At 67.5% G+C, this 18,692-nt stretch carries 8 protein-coding genes and 4 pseudogenes; 4 read left to right on the top strand and 8 right to left on the bottom strand.

Annotation, left to right across the window (positions count from 1 at the left end; all coding sequences use genetic code 11):
- The first annotated feature begins 90 nt into the window (after window positions 1-90).
- Together HS045_RS33755 and HS045_RS33750 are read left to right on the top strand one after the other, a co-directional pair.
- Window positions 91-8,727 (top strand): LamG-like jellyroll fold domain-containing protein, encoded by an 8,637-nt coding sequence (locus HS045_RS33755; protein WP_196455706.1) that lies wholly within the window; start codon window positions 91-93, stop codon window positions 8,725-8,727.
- A gap of 224 nt (window positions 8,728-8,951) precedes the next feature.
- Window positions 8,952-9,587, top strand: coding sequence for a hypothetical protein (locus tag HS045_RS33750; protein ID WP_196455705.1), 636 nt, complete (start codon window positions 8,952-8,954; stop codon window positions 9,585-9,587).
- A 365-nt stretch (window positions 9,588-9,952) separates the two neighbouring features.
- Here the strand turns inward: HS045_RS33750 and HS045_RS33745 are convergent.
- Window positions 9,953-11,315: pseudogene (locus HS045_RS33745) on the bottom strand (IS1380 family transposase).
- A 181-nt stretch (window positions 11,316-11,496) separates the two neighbouring features.
- Between HS045_RS33745 and HS045_RS33740 the strand changes: the two are divergent.
- Window positions 11,497-11,709, top strand: coding sequence for a hypothetical protein (locus tag HS045_RS33740; RefSeq protein ID WP_196455704.1), 213 nt, complete (start codon window positions 11,497-11,499; stop codon window positions 11,707-11,709).
- A gap of 178 nt (window positions 11,710-11,887) precedes the next feature.
- Here the strand turns inward: HS045_RS33740 and HS045_RS33735 are convergent, their stop codons facing one another.
- The 5 genes and pseudogenes from HS045_RS33735 to HS045_RS35705 form a co-directional block, all read right to left on the bottom strand.
- Window positions 11,888-12,733, bottom strand: coding sequence for an IS5 family transposase (locus HS045_RS33735; protein ID WP_196455703.1), 846 nt, complete (start codon window positions 12,731-12,733; stop codon window positions 11,888-11,890).
- A 100-nt stretch (window positions 12,734-12,833) separates the two neighbouring features.
- Window positions 12,834-13,834, bottom strand: a pseudogene (locus HS045_RS33730) (IS5 family transposase).
- Between the two features lie 111 nt (window positions 13,835-13,945).
- Window positions 13,946-15,067: an IS630 family transposase gene (locus HS045_RS33725; protein WP_196455702.1), complete on the bottom strand. Its 1,122-nt coding sequence runs from the start codon at window positions 15,065-15,067 to the stop codon at window positions 13,946-13,948.
- Between the two features lie 188 nt (window positions 15,068-15,255).
- A complete protein-coding gene (locus HS045_RS35710) occupies window positions 15,256-15,444 on the bottom strand; it encodes a tyrosine-type recombinase/integrase (protein ID WP_196455701.1) in 189 nt (62 codons plus the stop codon).
- Window positions 15,445-15,508: 64 nt separating this feature from the next.
- Window positions 15,509-15,724 (bottom strand): annotated as a pseudogene (locus HS045_RS35705) (tyrosine-type recombinase/integrase); the annotation flags it as partial.
- A 425-nt stretch (window positions 15,725-16,149) separates the two neighbouring features.
- Between HS045_RS35705 and HS045_RS33710 the strand changes: the two are divergent.
- Window positions 16,150-16,971: pseudogene (locus tag HS045_RS33710) on the top strand (transposase family protein).
- 66 nt (window positions 16,972-17,037) lie between these two features.
- Here the strand turns inward: HS045_RS33710 and HS045_RS33705 are convergent.
- Both HS045_RS33705 and HS045_RS33700 read right to left on the bottom strand, forming a co-directional pair.
- A complete protein-coding gene (locus tag HS045_RS33705; RefSeq protein ID WP_196455699.1) occupies window positions 17,038-17,958 on the bottom strand; it encodes a hypothetical protein in 921 nt (306 codons plus the stop codon).
- A 17-nt stretch (window positions 17,959-17,975) separates the two neighbouring features.
- Window positions 17,976-18,692 (bottom strand): hypothetical protein (locus tag HS045_RS33700; protein ID WP_230885257.1); only part of this gene is annotated, 717 nt, incomplete at its 5' end.

Raw genomic sequence — 18,692 nt, 5'->3', positions numbered from 1 at the left:
CTCGCCGTGGTGATAGCCCCGGGCTTGCTGACACTGCAGGCCACCCCCGTGACCGCTGCCATCCAACCGGCCGCAGCCAACCCCGGCAGCTTGACGCTTCCCGTCCAGCTGAGCGGTTCGGCGGCCGGTCTGCCGTCCCTGGTGCCGACCAAGGCCACCACGGCGTCGGCGGTGCTGCCGGCACCAGCCCTGACCGCGCCTCGGATCACGGGCGCGCTGCAAGTGGAGAAACGCTCCTTTTCAGTCACACGACAGAGCGCGTCCGTAGCAGGCCTGCAGCAGGTACAGCGGGAGGGCACCGTCGCACGGTCGGCGGCGACCGTGTGGTGCGATGACTACCCGTTCTGGGATTCCACCAAGCGCTACAGCTACGGCGACATGGTCCGCTGGGGCTCAGAGCTGTGGAAGGTGACGGGCTTCAACAGCCAGGTCGGCTCGCCGCCCGACTGGGACCGCTCCTGGACCAGCCAGGGCGCGTGCTCGTTCCACCAGTCCCCATCGGTGAGCCTCATTCTTCCGGCCGACGACATGCTGCTGGAGACGCGCACCCCGATGCTGGAGGCCTACGGCACCAGCAACGACTCCTACACCATCCCGGTCACCTACAGCTTCACCATCTGTGACACCGAGGCGATGAGCGGGAGCGGCTGCACCTCCTCGGGGACGAGCGCCAGCAGGTTCTGGAAGGTCCCGGCCGGAAAGCTGGCCTGGAGCAAGCAGTACTGGTGGGCGGTGACCGTCACCGATACCGGCAACGGCATGAAGACGACGTCGGCCAAGCGTTCCCTGACCACCGGGGTGCGCCAGCCGGTGATCGGCTCGCAGCTGGCCTCCGGTGGTGTGGGCGGCCAGGAAGTCAACCCGCTGGTGGGCAACTACACCACCGCCGCCACCGACCTGTCGGTCGCGGCTGCGGGCCCACCCCTGTCGGTGACGCGTTCCTACAACAGCATGGACGCCCGTACCGACGGGATCTTCGGCGCGGGCTGGTCGACCCGCTGGGACATGCGGCTCGTGCGTGAGGTGCGCGGGGACCTGGTCACCGCGCTGATCACCTACCCGGACGGACGCCGGGTGCGGTTCGCCGCCAACGGCGACGGCAGCTTCCAGCCGCCGCCGGGCATGTACGCCACCCTCGCCGAACAGACCGGCGGCGGCTGGCGGCTGATGGACAAATCCGCCACCTCGTACCTCTTCGATGCGCTGGGCCGGGTCACGAAGATCACCGACGCGCACGGCCGTGCCCAGGACCTCGTCTACAACACCGACGGCAAGCTGGAGAAGGTGACCGCGACCGGGGGCCGGTCGCTGACGTTCACCTGGAACGGCGCGCACGTGGCCAGCGTGTCCAGCGACCCGGTCGACGGCAAGGCCATCACCTGGACCTACCACTACGAGGGCGACCGGCTGACCGGCGTGTGCGCGCCGGTCACCGCCCCCAACTGCACCCGGTACGCCTACGACAGCGGCTCGCAGTACCGCGGCCTCGTCCAGGACGCCGAACCGTACGGGTACTGGCGGCTGGGTGAAGCGTCCGGCTCGGTCGCAGCCGATCTCGGCTCCGGTGCCGGTCCCGCCTCTTACGAGGGCCGCAGCACGGGCGACAACGTCGCCTACGGCAAGCCCGGCGCGCTGGCCGCCAGCCCCGACACCGCGGTGGAGCTGACCGGCTCGGTGGTGAACCTGCCGGATTATGCGCTGGCGAACCTGGGCGAGCACGCCTCGGTGGAGCTGTGGTTCAAGACCGCCGCCTCCGGCACGCTGCTGGCGGCCTCGGTAAGCGCCGGCGGTCTGCGCGACAAGCCGATGCTGTATGTCGGTACCGACGGCAAGCTGTACGGCTCCTACGGAGCGTCCGCCACGCCGATGGCCTCGGCAGCCGCGGTCACCGACAACGCCTGGCACCACGTGACCCTGACCATCGCCGGACAGGCGCAGGCGTTGTACTTGGACGGCAAGCAGATCGGCACGCTGAGCCAGAAAGTCGACACCTGGCGCCCGTACGCCGAGGTCGGCCACGGCCTGATCACCCGCGGTTCGGCACCGGGCCTGCCGACCGGCACCGGCACCCAGGAGTTCGGTTTCCGCGGCCAACTCGACGAGCTCGCGATCTACGGCAAGCCGCTCACGGCCGCCGAAGTCGGCTCCCACTACGCCGCGCGGGCCGAGGCGCCGCACAAGATGACGACGGTCACCCTGCCCTCCGGCCGGGTGAACACGACCGTCGCCTACGACTCCGGCACCGAGCGCGTCACCGCCTACACCGACGCCCACGGCGGCACCTGGAAACTCGCCGCGCCGCAGTATGACGCGGAGACGGGCAAGTCGACGGTGACGGTCACCGACCCCGACACCGGCACCCTGACCTTCGTGCACGACGCCTGGCGCGGGGACCGGCTGGTGGCGCAGACCGACCAGCTCGGCAAGACCACCGCATTCGACTACGACACCGCCGGCTTCCTGGCCAAGACCACCGACCGCAACGGCAACACCATCAAGCAGGTCAACGACGCGCGCGGCAACGTCACCGCGATCACCACCTGCCGCACCTCCGGTAGCTGCCAGACCCGCAGACAGTCGTTCCACCTCAACAAAGACGATCCGTTCGACCCCCGCAACGACCGGGTGACCGCCAGCCGGGACGCGCGCTCGTCCAGCGCGACCGACAACACCTACGCCACCACCTTCGACTACACCGCCAAGGGCGATACGGCGAAGGTGACCAGTTCGGCGACGCCGGACTTCCCCGACGGCCGCTCGGCGACCGCAACCTACACCGACGGCAGCGAGCCCGCCGTCGGCGGCGGAACCACGCCGGCCGGTCTGGTGAAGTCGAGCAAGAACCCCAAGGGCCAGGAGAGCACCTACCGCTACACCGCGGCCGGGGACCTGGCCGAGGAGACCACCCGATCCGGCCTGAAGATCACCTACGAGTGGGACGCGCTGGGCCGGCTGCTGGCCCGTACCGAGGTCTCGGCCGCCCACCCGGACGGGGTGACCGCTCGGGTCACCTACGACGGTGCGGGCCGGATACTGACCGGCACCGCACCCGGGGTGAAGAACGAGATCACTGGAAAGACCCACACCGTCCGCACGGTCCACGCCTACGACGCCGACGGCAACCAGACGAGCGAGACGGTCACCGACCTGACCGGCGGCGATGCCGAGCGCACCACCAGCTACACCTACGACGCCCGCGGCCGCGTCGAGACGGTCACCGGCCCCGACGGAGCCGTGTCCCGCACCACCTGGAACCACACCGGCGCCCAGACCAGCGTCACCGACCCGCTGGGCACCGTCACCGCCATGGCCTACACCAAGCGCGGCGAGCTGGCCTCGCGCACGCTGAAGAACTGGACCGGCAGTCCCGTCAACCCGCAAGCACCCAAGGACGTGGTGCTGGAGTCCTTCGCCTACGACCCCGAGGGCCGCCTGGCCACCCGGGCCGACGCGATGGGCCGCACCACCGCCTACACCTACTTCGGCGACAACCTGCCCTCCCAGGTCATCGCCAAGAGCGCCCGGCTCAACGGCTCGACCACGCCCGCCGACGTGGTGCTGCAGGCCAGCACCTACGACGCGGCCGGTAACCTGACCAAGCAGGTCACCGGCGGCGGCAAGACCACCGTCGCATCCGTCTACGACGCGGCCGGCCGCCTGACCTCGACCACGCTGGATCCCGGCGGCCTGGCGCGCACCACCACCTACGCCTACGACGCGGCCGGCAACGTGGTCAAGAAGACCTCCACCGGCGCGGGCGGCGGCCCGGCCGCAACGGTCGCATACGGCTACGACACCGCCGACCGAATGGTCCGCCAAAGCGTCGGCAACGGCGATACCGACCTGGTCTCCACCTGGCGCTACGACGAGCGGGGGCTGCTGGTCAAGCAGACCGACCCGCGAGGCAACGCCTCCGGCGCGGACGCCGAAGCGTTCACCACGGCGATCCGCTACGACGCGCTGGGCCGGCTGGTGGAGGCCACCGCGCCGAAGGTGGCGATCGAGGAGAACGGCTCGGCCGCCGACGGCCGGCCGACCACGAAGTACGGCTACAACAGCATGGGCCTGGCCACGCAGGTCGTCGACGCTGAAGACCGGCTGACCACCTCGGTCTTCGACAAGGCCGGGCGGCTGACCACCACGATCCGCGGCGGCGCCACCGCGACCGATCCGCCCGGCCCGGGCGTCCCGGCCGGGTACTGGGCGATGGACGAGGGCTCCGGTACCACGCTGGCCGACGGCTCCGGAGGCAACCGCACCGCCACCGCCACCGGTGCGATCACCTGGGGCGAGGGTAAGCACGGCAAGGCCGTCACCTTCGGCCCCGGCACGCACGCGCTCACCGCCGCTCCGGTGCTGCGCACCGATGAGAGCTACACGGTCTCGGCGTGGGCCTACCTGACCGCGGACGAGCACTCGGCCGTCATCAGCCAGGACGGGGCGGTCAACAGCGGCTTCAAGCTGCAGTACTCCCCCGGCGACAAGAAATGGCGGATGGTCGCCTACACCGCCGACACCGCCGGCTCCACCGACACCAAGGCCATCTCCTCCCGGGCGGCCAAGCTCAACACCTGGACGCACCTGACCGGCGTCTACGACGCCGCCGCCCGCAAGATCCGCCTGTACGAGGACGGCGAACTCGTCGCCGAGAACGACTACACCAGCACCTGGAACGCCGGCGGCGGCCTGCTGATCGGCCGCAGCAAGCTCAGCGGCGCCTACCAGCACTCCTTCCGGGGCACCCTGGACGAGGTCCGCGCCTACGCCAAGGCCCTGACGGCTGAGGAGGTCCGCGCCCTGGCCACGGGCACCCCGGCCGCCGCCCCGGCCGCCGCGGCGAGCGACCCGGCCACCGCGCCGGCCGAGTCGAAGACCACCCTCGCCTACGATGCGGCCGGCCGCATCACCAAGATCACCGACCCGCGCGGTTATGCCACCACGGTCGAATACGACGCCCTGGGCAATCCGGTGCGCAGCACCCTGCCGGGCGCTTCCGGACCGGCAGGGGTGTCGATCGCCGAGTACGACATGCTCGGTGAGCAGCTCGCGACGGTCGACCCGACCGGCGCGCGCACCGAGGCGACCTACGACGATCTGGGCCGGGCCATCACCCGCACGCAGATCGAGCGCAAACCCACCACGACCGCGCTGACCACCACCCTCGTCTACGACACCGCGGGCAACCTGATCAAGGTGGTCGCGCCCGGCAACAAGACCACCGACTACACGGTCAACGCCGCAGGGCAGGTCACCGCAGTCACCGACCCCAACGACAACACCTCCACCACCGCCTACGACGGCCTCGGCCGGGCGATCAAGAGCACCGACGCCCTGGGCAACGCGGTCGAGGCCGTCTACGACGCGGCCGGCCGGCAGACCGCGGCCAAGGATCTGGACGCCTCCGGGAACGTGGTGCGCACGTTCGGGTTCGGCTACGACGCGGTCGGCAATCCGGTCCGCACCACCTCCGCCGAAGGGCACGATACCCGCCGCGAGTTCGACGCCCTCGGACGTTTGACGAAGCTGATCGAGCCGGTCGCGGCCGACAAGGCGATCACCACGACGTTCGGCTACGACGCGGCCGGCGCCCGGACCCGGCTGACCGACGGGCGCGGCCACGCCACCTGGACCGCCTACAACGGCCTCGGCCTGGTCGCATCCGTCACCGAACCGGCCACCACCGCTCACCCGGACGCCGGCGACCGCACCTGGACCCACACCTATGACGCGGCCGGCAACCCCGTCTCCACCCTGCTGCCCGGCGGGGTGCGCATCGACCGCGTCTTCGACCCCTTCGGGCAGGTGACCAAGCAGACCGGCGCCGGCGCCGCCGTCGCCCCCCCCGAACGGAACCTCACCTACGATGCGGCGGGTCGGCCGACCGCGATCGGCGACTACGGCCTGGAGTACAACGACCGCGGACTGCTGGTCAGGGTCACCAAGGCCGGCAGCCAGGTCGCCGCCTACGCCTACGACGCCCTGGGCAACCCGACCCAGCGCGTGGACGGCACCGGCACCGCGGCGTTCACCTGGGACGACGGCAGCCGCCTGAAGACCGCCACCGACCCGGTGACCGGCCGCACCCTGACCTACGGCTACGACAAGGCCGACCGGCTCACCAGCCAGAGCGCCGCGGGCCCGGCCACCGTCCAGAGCTACGGCTACGACGCCCTGGACCGGCTGACCTCGCACACGCTGACCGGCAGCGGCGGCACCGAGCTGTCGAAGATCGCCTACGGGTGGGACAAGGACGACAACCTCACCACCAAGACCACCTCCGGCACCGCCGCAGCCGGCGCCAACACCTACGGCTACGACCACGCCGGGCGCCTGACCTCCTGGACCGCCCCCGATGGCAAGACCGTCGACTACGGCTGGGACGAGGCGGGCAACCGCACCAAGGCCGACGACAAGACGTTCGCCTACGACGAGCGTAACCGGCTGACCTCCGGCGCCGGCATCGACTACACCTACACCCCCCGCGGCACCGTGGCGAGTGAGACCACCGGCGGGAAGACGAAGAACCTGGTCTTCGACGCGTTCGACCGCATGATTTCCGACGGCGAGGCCACCTACGGCTACGACGCCCTGGATCGGATGACGTCGCGCACCAAGGGCGCCGACCAGCAGAAGTTCACCTACTCCGGCCTCAGCAACGACCTCGCCACCGTCACCGACGGCACCGGCGCCGTCCGGGCCAAGTACGGCCGCGACCCGTTCGGCGACCTGGTCAGCCTGTCCGAAGGCGGTGATCCCGCGCTGGGGGTGATGAGCGACCTGCACGGCGACGTGGTGGCGACCTTCTCCGGGACCGCGCTCGCCGACTCGGTGGCCTACGACCCGTTCGGGCAGGTCATCCAGCGCACCGGCATCAAGCGGTCGGTTGGCTATCAGGGTGAGTACACCGATCCCGACAGCGGCAAGGTCAACATGCACGCCCGCTGGTACCAGCCGGGCACCGGCGGCTTCGCCTCCCGCGACAGCGCCACGCTGGCACCGGACCCGTCCGTGCAGGCCAACCGCTACACCTACGGCAACGCCGGCCCGCTGACCAACATCGACCCCAGCGGCCACGAGGCGATCCAGACCGGCGGCACCACCAGCGCCGGAGGCAGCGGCGGAAGCGGTTGGTCCTCCGGCGGCAACGTCATCGACTTCAGCGCCTACTACGACCGGCAGCGCATCGGCTGGGACACGCCCATCGTCCCGTGCAGCGGCCAGGGATGCCTGTATACCTGGCACCAGCCCGGCGGTGACCCGGTGTTCACCGGCACCAGCGATGAAGAGCGCGCGTGGTGGGAGGAGCGCTACGGGGACTTAGCGTGGGCGCCCCAGTTCAAAGACGCGGATGCCAAGAAGTGGAACCTGCTGCCCAACGGCAGGCCCCGGCCGAAAGGCATCAGCGAAGACGAGTTCTGGGGCGCATCAGAGGAAACCCGCCAAAAGTTCCTGGTGATGTACAACGTGAAGCAGATGTACAGCGCCGACGTGACCGACGCGGATATCACCGCCTACTGGCGCAAGATCAACCCCCCGCAGTACCACCTCCCCGCAGGAGGTTACGACCCGTGCAACTCTGACCCCAACGGCAAGGAGTGCAGGAAGCTTATCGAGAAAAAAACGTGGCATGATTTGATTAATTTGACCTGCCACAAGAAGGGCTGCAAGGACTTCAAGCGGCACAAGACGACGAAAGCGGACTTCGAGCGTGCGGAGGCTTGGAGGGATAAACACAAATGCTACCTCCCCCGGGGTCATTCGCCACTTTGCGATATCGGCACCGAGATGATCATGCGCGGTGGGTCTACCAGCTCGGCCGACGAGATCAAGAAGAACCCCTGCACCTATCTCGTCTGCCACGATGGTGACCCCGCAGGGGCTTTAGCCTGCAACTGCCTGATCGAGAAGCCGTGGCCGGAAATGACCATGGGCCAAATAATCGAGTCCTCCTTCGGTTCGAGCAGAATAGGAAGAGGAACTAGAAGCGGCCTTAATCCGTGCCGCAGCAGCTTCGTTCCCGGCACCAAGGTCCTCATGGCGGATGGAACCTATAAGGCCATCGAGGACGTGGAGGTCGGCGACGAGGTCATGGCCACCGACCCCGAGACCGGCGTCACCGGCCCCAGAACCGTCACCGCGCTAATCGAGAGCGAAGGCACCAAGACCCTCGTCCAGATCACCACGGGCGCCCACGACGACGGCAACGACGTCATCGCCACCGACAGCCACCCCTTCTGGGTCCCCGCACTACGCGAATGGGTGACCGCAGGACAGCTGCGGCCCGGCATGTGGCTGCGTACCTCGTCCGGCACCCACGCACAGATCACCGCGGTCAAGATGTGGACGATCCGCCAGCGCGTCCACAATCTGACCATCGACGACCTGCACACCTACTATGTGCTTGCAGGATCTACGCCAATCCTCGTTCATAACAGCAATTGCAAGATCACACGCGCCCAAGCTGACGACATCGCTAAATATCTGGGTTACACGAAGACCAATAAGAGATCTGCGGGTGGAGCCTCCATTTGGGAGAACAAGAACGCGCCGGCTGGACAGCCTCGCTACATCACCTGGGACAGAACCGGACATAAGGGAGGGGTATTTAAGGGAGCCAATTTCAAAAATCCTTTCCAGTCGACCAAGGATACAGCTCGAGACGGAACGTACGCTTTGGATATTTCGCCGACAGGAAAGGTGTCGGGACTTAAATGGATAGCGAAATGATTGCCGAAGTTATCGTCAGTCCCTGCGACGAAGGTGTGCGAGTCGGACTTTCCGAAGCGCATGGTTGGAACGCCTACGCTGCGGAGCTACGCAGCGCGCTCGGAGTAGTGATCGACATAAGCGGCGTGGGTACTTTGGAAGTTAGCGAGTTGCTGGTGAGTCGGCCACTGCCTGACCGGTACCGCATGCTCCGCAATGGATGGGAAGTCAGTCGAGCGGAAGCGATGGATCTTGTCGAAGGCATGGCGGCCGGATACGGACCGTACTGTCGGCTTTCTAGAACAGGAAGGCTTCGTGTTGAGTCCGGCTGGGACGGCGCTGTGCATTTCTACGTGCCGTCGAAGATTGCCAATGAAATAGTTGGGCTCCGTAGCGGGAATCTGAGCCTCGAGTGGCGCATCGCGGCGCCGGAGCCCGCGGATGTGTCGAGATTTGTCGAGGCTGCTGCGGACGACGACTTCTGGAAAGCGGTAACGGCGGTCGCCAGGAGGGTGACTCTGCTGTGCGAGCGCTGGGCATACGGGGCCTACGGTTGCAGATGGTTCCGGATAACTCCAGATAACGCTGCGGAGGTAGCCCAAGCCGTTCGGCCTCGGTCCCTCCTCTGCGTTGTTACCGATCCGGACCTACGGCTCGAACCAGCTCTCCTAGATGGTGACTTTACCGCTTTTAAGGATCCGCTGACGTCTGGGGAACTGGCTTACTGCGCGTATCCAGACGGTGCCGCTGATCTCGCCGAAGTGACCGACGGCGGGTTTTCGTTTATGCTCAAGGACTCGGCATTGGTTAAGTGGTGCGCTGTGGTGCCAGACCCTGACGGAGTGGTCAGAGGGCAGTGGGAGGATTTTAGGGAGATGTAATTGGGTTCACCCCGACGGCGCCTCCCCGATACGCGGCCGGTCACGCCATCGAGCGCGTCCCGGCCGACGCAGGAGGGCGACCCGAGGTGATCACGCGGGCGGACCCGTCGGCGGGGCCTGGCTGAGCCTGCGCTTCAGCCTCGACGGGACCGGCCGCCACCTGCTCCACGGCCCAGGACTCTCGAAGACATCCCACAGTGCTAACCTCGACATTTCACGATCTTCGTGTGCTCGGCTGAAGCGTTCGGCTACGGTGTGTTTTCGCGACCTGACCAGCGCAATCACCCGGCTGTCGCGCCGGATGGGCGGGGTTCCACTGGCCCGTTGGATCCTTCCTGCTCGTCGTGGACACGGGTTTCCGCTGGTCAGGTCGGCGCGGGTAGAGCCTGCAGGCGGGTGACGGCCGTGGCGATCTGATCAGCCCAGGGCCAGCGCGCGGCGAGGCGCAGGCGGACACGGCGTCCCCCGCGCACCAGCCGCCCGGCCACCGCCGGCAGGCGCAGCCGCAGGCGTTTGGGCTCATAACGGCGGGCCGGACCGTCCAGGGCGAGCAACTGCATCCAGGCGATCAGCTCACAGGCCAGCGCCACAAGCTCGCACCAGATCTCGTTCTGGGTGAAGTCGTGCAGCGGCAGGTTGGCCAGCCCGGTGTCCTTGGCGCAGCGGATGCGGTCCTCGCAGCGCGCCCGGCGGCGGTGGCATGGTTCCAGGTCGGCGAGCTGACCGCCGCGGGTATTGGTGACGAAGCAGGTGAAGCGGTGTCCGCCCGCGTCGGTGAAGCGCAGTCGCGCGCCCGGATGCGGGCGTTCTCTGCGGATGATGACGCGCATACCGCCCGGCCAGGAGGACAGATCGAGCATGCCGGTGATCTCGGCGACCCAGGCGCCGGGCCTCACCTGGCCATCGGCGTCGTAGGCGGGCGTCCATGCGGTGGCGGGCAGGGCGAGGATCGCGTTTTGGGTGTCGTCGGTGAGGGGGAAGCCGATCGAGTACCTCGGCCATCGGCCCGGCCGGGACGGCCAGGACAGGAACGGGCGGGTGCCGCCGCCGGCATCGGCGCGGATCAGGATCTGGCGGCGCAGGTGTTTGGGGAGTTGGGCCTGGGCCAGGCGGACCGCGGTGATGTGGTCGGCGGCGGTGTTGGAGCCGGCGTTGCCGGGCCGCAGCATGATGGCCAGGGGTTCGCCGGAACCGGCGGCGCCGTGGTCGGCGAAGACGGTCAGGGGGTGGAAGCCGAAGGTCTTCTTCCAGGTCGGGGCCGCGTGCTGTTTGTCGGAGTGGGCGATGACGACGGTGGCGTCCAGATCGATCGGGATCAGCTCACCGTCGACGCCGGGAGCGGCGGGTCCGGCCAGGTGCCAGGCGCGGGCACGAGCGGTGGCGCGGGCGGCGCGGATGGCCTTCAGCGCACGGGTGGAGCCGGTCGATGAGCCGGGAGACGGTGGGGTCGGAGGCGACGGGGCCGAACAGCTCCGGTTGGGTGCGCAGCAGGGCGAGGTCGGCCAGGCAGTCACCGCCCAGGGCGAGGGTGAGCGCGAGGTCGGTGATGGTCGTGCCGGGGTCGTGGATCGCGTGGGCGGGCCGCCACCGCTGGAGTTCTTGGGAGAGGGCCTGGTCCAGGCCGGTGACGCGCAGGGTCTCGAGCAGGAGCAGGGCGCCTGTGTGGGAGATGAGGCCGGGTCCGTCGGCGGACACGGTGATCTTGCGGTGGGAAGGGGTAGTCTTCACGTGAAAAGTGCCTCGTGGACTGGTGGGGACGGGACCTTAGACAAGCCCGATCCTTGCAGGTCACAGGCGCTTTTCTCATATAAACGATCAAGCTCGGCGAAATTCACCGCGAAAGCCCGAGGCTAAGCCGTCAAGCGAGCGGCCCCTACTGGCCGATCACGGCCGCCGCGAGATCCGCCGCGTGAAGCTCTGCACCGTCCGACCCGGCCTGCCCTTCCCCCACACCGCCCAGGCCATCCAGGTCAAACGCCGCCGCACCGACCACAGGACCGGCACGACCACGATCGTCACCGTCTACGCGATCACCAGCCTGCCGCCCGGCCGTCTCACCCACGCCCACCTCGCCGCGCTGATCCGGCCACTGGAGCATCGAGGCCCTACACCACATCCGTGACGTCACCTACCGCGAGGACGCATCCAAGGTCCGTACCGGTGCCGCACCTCGGATCATGGCGAGCCTGCGCAACCTGGCCATCGGCCTGGCCCGTCTGATCGGCTGGACCAACATCGCCGCCGCTACCGATCACTACCGCAGTCACCCTGCGGACGGTCTTTAGAGGGTGTCTGAAAAGTCATGATCGGGATGCTCCGAGGCGGTGCAGGAGCAGCATGCAGGTCGCGGCGTAGATGACGCTCTCCGACGTCGCGATCAGGTACTCGTAGTCACGAGACAGTCGTCGATAGCGGCCCAGCCAGGCGAAAGTCCGCTCCACGACCCAGCGCCGCGGGATCACCCCGATGCGCGGTACCTCGCGAGGTGGTGCGTCGTTCCTGGCCCAGGTACCGCGCATACCGCCGTCGCGGCGCACCACGATCTGCACCCTCACCCCGAGCGCTTCTCGTGCCCAGCCGATGAACCGGTCCCCGCGATAGCCCTGGTCGGCCCATACGTGGTGGAATCTCGGGAAGCGGTCGATGCTGCGCGACAGCACCACCATCGCCCCTTCCCGGTCACCGGCGTTGGCGGGGCTGACGCAAGCGCCCAGCACGATGCCCAGGGTGTCGACCAGCAGGTGCCGTTTGACTCCGAGGACCTTCTTGGCACCGTCGTAGCCGTGCAGGCCGCCGCGTTCGGTACCGCGCACGCTCTGGCTGTCGATGACCCCGGCGCTCGGTGTGGGATCGCGCCCCTGACCGGCGCGCTCCTGCTCACGCAGCACCGCCAGGGTCTCCTCCCACCAGCCGCCGATCCGCCATTGCCGCCAGTAGTGGTAGACCGTCTGCCAGGGCGGGAAGTCGTGCGGCAGCAACCGCCAGGCGCAGCCGGCCCGCAGCCAGTAGGAGATCGCGTCCACGATCTCCCGGCGCGCGTGCAGTACCGGGCGGCCGCCGCTTTTCGGGGCGGGGACCAACGGCTCCAGCAGCGCCCATTCGGCGTCGGTGAGATCGGTTGGGTAGGGGCGTCGGGGGTTGGGCATGGGGGCCTCCCCCGCCCAGCAACGCACATCCGCAGGCAGCTGAACAGCGACGCGAGCGCCAGCTTTTCAGACGTCCTCTAGGCCGCGTATTGGGTTGTGATCAAGGGGTGGCCCGAGTGAGCTCTTTGATCCAGATCATCGCGGCGCGAAGGTGGAGGCCGGCGAGGTAGCTCGCAGGCGTCTTGTCGTAGCGGGTGGCGATGCCCCGCCAGGCCTTCAACTTGTTGATCAGACGCTCGACGGTGTTCCGCTCCTTGTACAGCTCGGCGTCATGGCCGACAGGCCGGCCGCCCCTGCTGCCCTTCTTCTTCCGATTTGCGGCCTGGTCCTTCTTCTCCGGGATGACCGCCTTGATGTGGCGACTCCGAAGGTAGGTGCGGTTGCCGCGGGAGGCGTAGGCCTTGTCCGCGGCGACCGCGCCGGGCCGGGTGCGGGGACGGCCGACCGGCCCCCGCACCCGTATCCCCTGCAACACCGGGATGAACTGCGGGCTGTCGGCGGCCTGCCCTGCGGTCAGGACGAACGCCAGCGGGCGGCATTCACGGTCGGCGGCGAGGTGGATCTTGCTGGTCTGCCCGCCCCTGGACCGTCCGAGCAGGGCGACTTTCAGCCGGATCCTGCGCCGACGCCGGACGCGTCGCCGCTCTTCTGCTTCGGGATCGTTTGCGGCGTTCTGCTCTTGTTGTCCCTCCTGCCCGCCCCCTTTTGCCGGGCCCTGTCGTCTTCGGCGGCCTTCTCCAGCGCGGTGAGGAGGTCCTGGCGAAGGTGCATCCCGGCGGCGTCGTGGTGCGCCCGGGCGGTGGTGGAGTCCACGCTGACCAGGGACAGGTCCACCTCGCCGCGCGTGGCGGCCTGCGCGATCAGGCCTTCCAGTAGGGCTTCGAAGACGCCGGCGTCCCTCCAGTGCCGGAAGCGGTTGTGGACGGTCGGCCAGGCGCCGAACTCCCGGGGCATCTCCCGCCACTGCCCGCCCGTCCGAAACCGCCAGATCACGCCCTCGAACTGCTGTCGCAGCCGCTCGGGGTACGGGCCGTACCTGCCGATCGGCAGGTACGGCTCGATGAACTCCCATTCCTCGTCCGTCAGTTGCGTGCGCGTCACGCCCGACGGTCTACCGGATCGGTCCCCGCAGTAGGGATGAATCCCCGCAATTGATCGCAACCCGATACGCGCCCTAGTGCGGTGACCGCATAGGTTCACCGGGTCGGGTGATCACGCGGCGAGCGGGAGAGGGCGTCCGCCCCAGCGGATGCCCTTTTCGCTGCGGACGCGAGCCCGCTCCCGGCGCTGGGCGGCCAGCACATCGGGGTGACGGGCGTGGGCGTTGCGCCAGCGCAGGTAGGCATGCAGGGCCCGGGTCTGCACCACATGGTTGGGATGGTCGGAGCCGGCGATGGTGAACCGCCGCAACGGCCCGAAGTGCGCCTCGATCGGATTGGCCCAGGAGGCATACGTCGGAGTGAAGCACAACTCGACCTTGTTGCGCCGGGCCCAGGCGCGGATGCGCCAGTTCTTGTGCGCCGAGAGGTTGTCGCAGATCACGTGGATCGGAGCGCCGTCCGGGCGGGCGGCCCGGATCGATCTCAGCGCGGCCCAGGTGTGGTCGATGCCCTTGCGGCGCCGGTTGACCCCCCACAGGCGGTCGTCGCCGACGGAGTAACAGCCGTGGAAGTAGGTGATCCCATGGATGCGGCGGTAGGTGGCCGGCAGCCGGTCCGGCCGACCGCGCGGCGCCCAGCCCGATCCCGCGGTGGGGCGGATGCCCAGCGGCCCGAACTCGTCGAAGGCGAAGACCCGGCCGGGGTCATGCTGCAGGACGTGCTCGATCCGGTCCAGTTTGGCGTCGTAGTCCGGATCGGTGGACTCCTTCCAGGTCGTGGTGCGCTGGAAGGTGATGCCGCGGCGGGTCAGCAGGCGGCGCAGCGTCTCGCGGCCGATGCCGATCATCCAGCCGGGTGCTTGACGCAGGTAGGCGAGGAGCTTGCGGATCGACCAGCGGGTGAAGGGCTGGCCGAGTTTCGTCGGGCGGGTAGCGGCCGTCGCCGCGACGAAGTCCTCCTGTTCAGGGCTGAGCAGGCGGGGACGGCCTCCCGCCCACCGAGGGTCCAGGGCCGCCAGGCCGATCTCGTTGAAGTGGTGGATCACATCGCGCACGGTGTCCTCGTCGGCGGCGACCAGGCGGGCGATGACCGGGACGGTGTTGCCGCCGGCCGAGGCGAGCAGCATCATCGCGCGCCGGTAGCGCACCGGGCTGGTGCTGCCCCGGCGCACGATCTGCTGGAGCTTCCGGCCTTCTTGATCGGTGAGTCTTCGGATCCTGACGGGTTCTGCCACTGTGTCTCCCCATGCTGAGCTGGATCTTTCGACTCATATCCAATCCATCCGGGTCTGACCACCGTGAGCAGCAACCCGGTGAACCTATGTGGTCACCGCACTAGCTACTCGGTGTCACAGCATGAGAACGCTTCGACCATGGAGCCCGTCCCCTTGAAGTGCGTGACCAGCGACTGGCGGCAGTCCGGTCACTGCTCGAAGACACGCTCGACGACCGCGGCCTGTTCGGTGCGGCCGGCGCGGAAGTACCGGCCGGTGGTGTCCAGCGACGCATGCCCCAGGAGGGCCTGGATCGGGGCGGGATCGGTGCCGCCTTCGCGCAGCCGGGTGGCGTAGGTGTGGCGCAGCCGGTGCGGCCGCAGGCCCGGGACCGGCATCGTCGCCGACGACCAGAACGGCCTGGGTGATGCCGGAGGCGGTGAGCGGGCCGCACTGGCCCGTTCACAGCGGCCCCTCCGCGGTGCCGCGCACCTCCAGCCAGGCGGCCAGGTGCTCGCGGGCGGGTGCGGCCAGCGGGACGGTGCGGATCTCGTCGCCCTTGCCGTGCAGCCGCAGGTGCCCGGTCCGTGCGGTCAGCATGACGTCGCAGGCCTCCAACCGGGCGCACTCTGCGACCCGGGCCCCGGCGTACAGCAGAATGGCCACGATCGCGCGGTCCCGGGCGCCGCGGCGGGCCGCGGCCGTTCCACCCGGCCCTGCTCGGTCCGGGTCAGGGCGTCGGGCTCACCGGATTTGGGGACGCGGGCGCGCTTGACGTCGATACGCAGCCCGAGCTGGGTGTACAGCAGGGTGACGGCGGCCAGGGCGTGGTTGATCGAGGCGGGGGGCGGACCGGGTACCTGCAAGGTGCCGCCGCCAGGCTGTGAGGGCGGGTGGAAGCCGCCGCGGTCTACCGGGCGGCTTCTTGAATCGACTCAGTGAGGTGATCCCAGCGAGATTGATTCGGACAACAGGGCATTCTCGGGCGCCAACGGTGCCGGTCAGGCACATACGCGGGTAGATCCACGAAGCCCGGAAATGGGCGTGGAGCCCCCGGTAGAACGGTTCTCACCACAAGATCGTTCACTGTCGGAAGGCCCCAAGTGATCACCTATCGTGCCACGCTCGACGTATCAAGGGAACTCGCCCAGTACATCGGCAGGCTGCTGCGCGCCGAACGCCACCACCGCGGCACCCGCCGCCACACCAGGGCCCTGACCTGCTTCCGGCAGGCCGTACTGGCCTTGCGCTGGGTCCGCGACGGCACCGCCCTCGGCCGCGACCACGGTATCTCCCGCGCCACCGCCTACCGCTACCTCGATGAGGCCATCGCCGTACTCGCCGCCCAAGCCCCCGACCTGCACCAGACCCTGGAACAGACCACCGCCGACGAACTCGGCCACCTGATCCTGGACGACAAAGTGATCTCCTCCGACCGCTGCGCCGAACCGACCACCAGCGTCAAAGGCGAGCAGATCGACCTGTGGTACTCCGGCAAGGCCCACGAGCACGGCGGGAACATCCAGGCCCTGTTCGCCCCGGACGGATTCCCCCTGTGGATCTCCCACGTGAGCCCCGGATCCGTCCACGACCTGACCGCCGCCCGCACCCACGTGCTCGGCGCCCTGTACGCCCTGGCCAGCTGGCACGACATCCCCACCCTCGCCGACAGCGGATACGAAGGCACAGGCCGCGGCGTTCTGACCCCCGTCAAGCAGCCGGCCGACGGCACCACCCTCGCCCCCGGCAACCGCACCTACAACCAACTCCTGCGCAGCCTGCGCTGTCTCGGAGAACGCGGCTTCGCCCTGCTCACCCAGCGCTGACGGACCCTCCAGCACATCACCGCCAGCCCCAGCAAAATCGATGACATCGCCCGGGCCGCGCTCGTTCTCGTCCATTACGAACACGGCTACCTCAAATGAAAGTCGCTGAGATCACCTCAGTAGACGATGTATCGCTAGATCGTTGATCCACCATTCGGCGGGACACTACCAGACCGGAAATACATAATCCACGCCTGGCGTGTGATCAAGTGCTTTTTTCAGCGTCTCGACTGCACCGGGAGAATCGGTCTTGACGTAGATGGCTTCCTGATCGACTGGGCCGGGAGTGAAACTGCATAGACCGTCGGGGCAGTAGGAGGTCAGGACCTTCGTCGCGAAAGCACTATCCTCGTAATAAATCTTGTCGACGTCCACGAGCTGCAGAATTTTCTCGACGATGACCTCTCTGTCCTTCTCCGTCGCAATACGGGCCTCTACATTTTCGACCTCAAAAATGGGGGAGCCAGCAACGGTCAATACGACCTGCACATCCGCCTTGCCTGTCCAGAAGTTGTAGGGAATTCGCACCAGATTCACCGGAACCGGCGACTTCGCTAGTTCTTTGGAGATCTTCGGGATGTCGCTCGCCTCACGGGCCATCCCCACAAAATGCGCCTGGACACCGCAGACGTTGCTCATCTCCGGAGGCGCTCCCTCCGCCTGCCGTTTGCTGTAGGCCGTGAGACTCTCGATCTCCGGCACGGAGCGGAGCAACTTCTCGACAGCGGGCTGCGTCTTCGGCGTCAATCCTTCCACCGAGCATTGCAGGACCATGAACCTCCGCTGCTCAGGCCAGGGGCCGTCCGGCGGGGAAAGGGCACCTTGTGAGCTCCCCCCGAGAAACCAGGCAACACCTGCTCCACCGGCGATGAGGAGTACGGCCATGGCCGATACGACTGTCCACAACCGCGAACGCGGCTTGGACACCCCCTCACCGGGGATCGCTTCGGCTGCTGAGTACATGGTCTCGCCGAGTGGGGCGTAGGTGTGCGCTCCCTGGCAGACCCGCTGTCGATCAACACCGCCGAGGCGGGCATGGGCCGCATCGCCTTCCTGCTTCTGGCCCTGTTCGCCGAGATGGAACATACCTACTGTAAGCATTACTAATGCATTAGATGACATTCGGAAGTGACGCCACCCTTCGTTTCCGCCTCAATCTCGTATCTGTTGCTACACCATGGCCCTGCAGCAAAATAATAAACTAGAAACGTTGGCCAAAAATTAGCGCCCTTGCTGTATCTATCCCATTGCTTAGCGTGCACCGCCTCATGCTTCAAGAGGGTGGGGGATTGCTTGTGCAGAGGCTTCCCCGTAAGCATTACATCTCCCAGAGTTGTCGCCTTGTAGGCGTAATGATCGTCCTTCTTGAGGCCGCCGCAGACCGTCAATCCATTTCTAGGATCACGGCGGCATTTTTCGGATCCATTCTCCTTTTCTGCCCACTTAAGCAGCTCTCTTTTGAACTGCTTATTGCCGATCAGGGGAGATGTGCTTGCGAGGAACTCGAACAGACTTACCGGCTGGCGATTCTTTTTTAGAAGCTTCACCTGCTCAGGCTTCGCCCTGCACCCACCCTTCTCGTATCCATCTTGGCAAAAATTCCTACGGAATTCCTCCCACTTCTCCTTGATTAACCTTCTACACTCTCTATTCTTTAATTTATCCTTGCACTTCTCTAGAGTGTGCATGTATTTACCTAAGGCGGAAGATGATGAATTACCACCTCCTGCGGGGAGGTGGTACTGCGGGGGGTTGATCTTGCGCCAGTAGGCGGTGATATCCGCGTCGGTCACGTCGGCGCTGTACATCTGCTTCACGTT

Origin of the sequence: Planomonospora sp. ID82291, assembly GCF_015711645.1 — a bacterium.
Classification (GTDB): Bacteria; Actinomycetota; Actinomycetes; order Streptosporangiales; family Streptosporangiaceae; genus Planomonospora.
Note: the sequence above shows the minus strand (reverse complement) of the source record. Positions and strands in the feature narration are given on the sequence as shown.

What these genes read in the sequence shown, in the direction of transcription:
- HS045_RS33750 (WP_196455705.1), top strand. Translation starts at nt 8,952, where the DNA reads ATGGATCTTGTCGAAGGCATGGCGGCCGGATACGGACCGTACTGTCGG.
- HS045_RS33735 (WP_196455703.1), bottom strand. Translation starts at nt 12,733, where the DNA reads ATGCCCAACCCCCGACGCCCCTACCCAACCGATCTCACCGACGCCGAA.
- HS045_RS35710 (WP_196455701.1), bottom strand. Translation starts at nt 15,444, where the DNA reads ATGCCGGTCCCGGGCCTGCGGCCGCACCGGCTGCGCCACACCTACGCC.
- HS045_RS33705 (WP_196455699.1), bottom strand. Translation starts at nt 17,958, where the DNA reads ATGTTCCATCTCGGCGAACAGGGCCAGAAGCAGGAAGGCGATGCGGCC.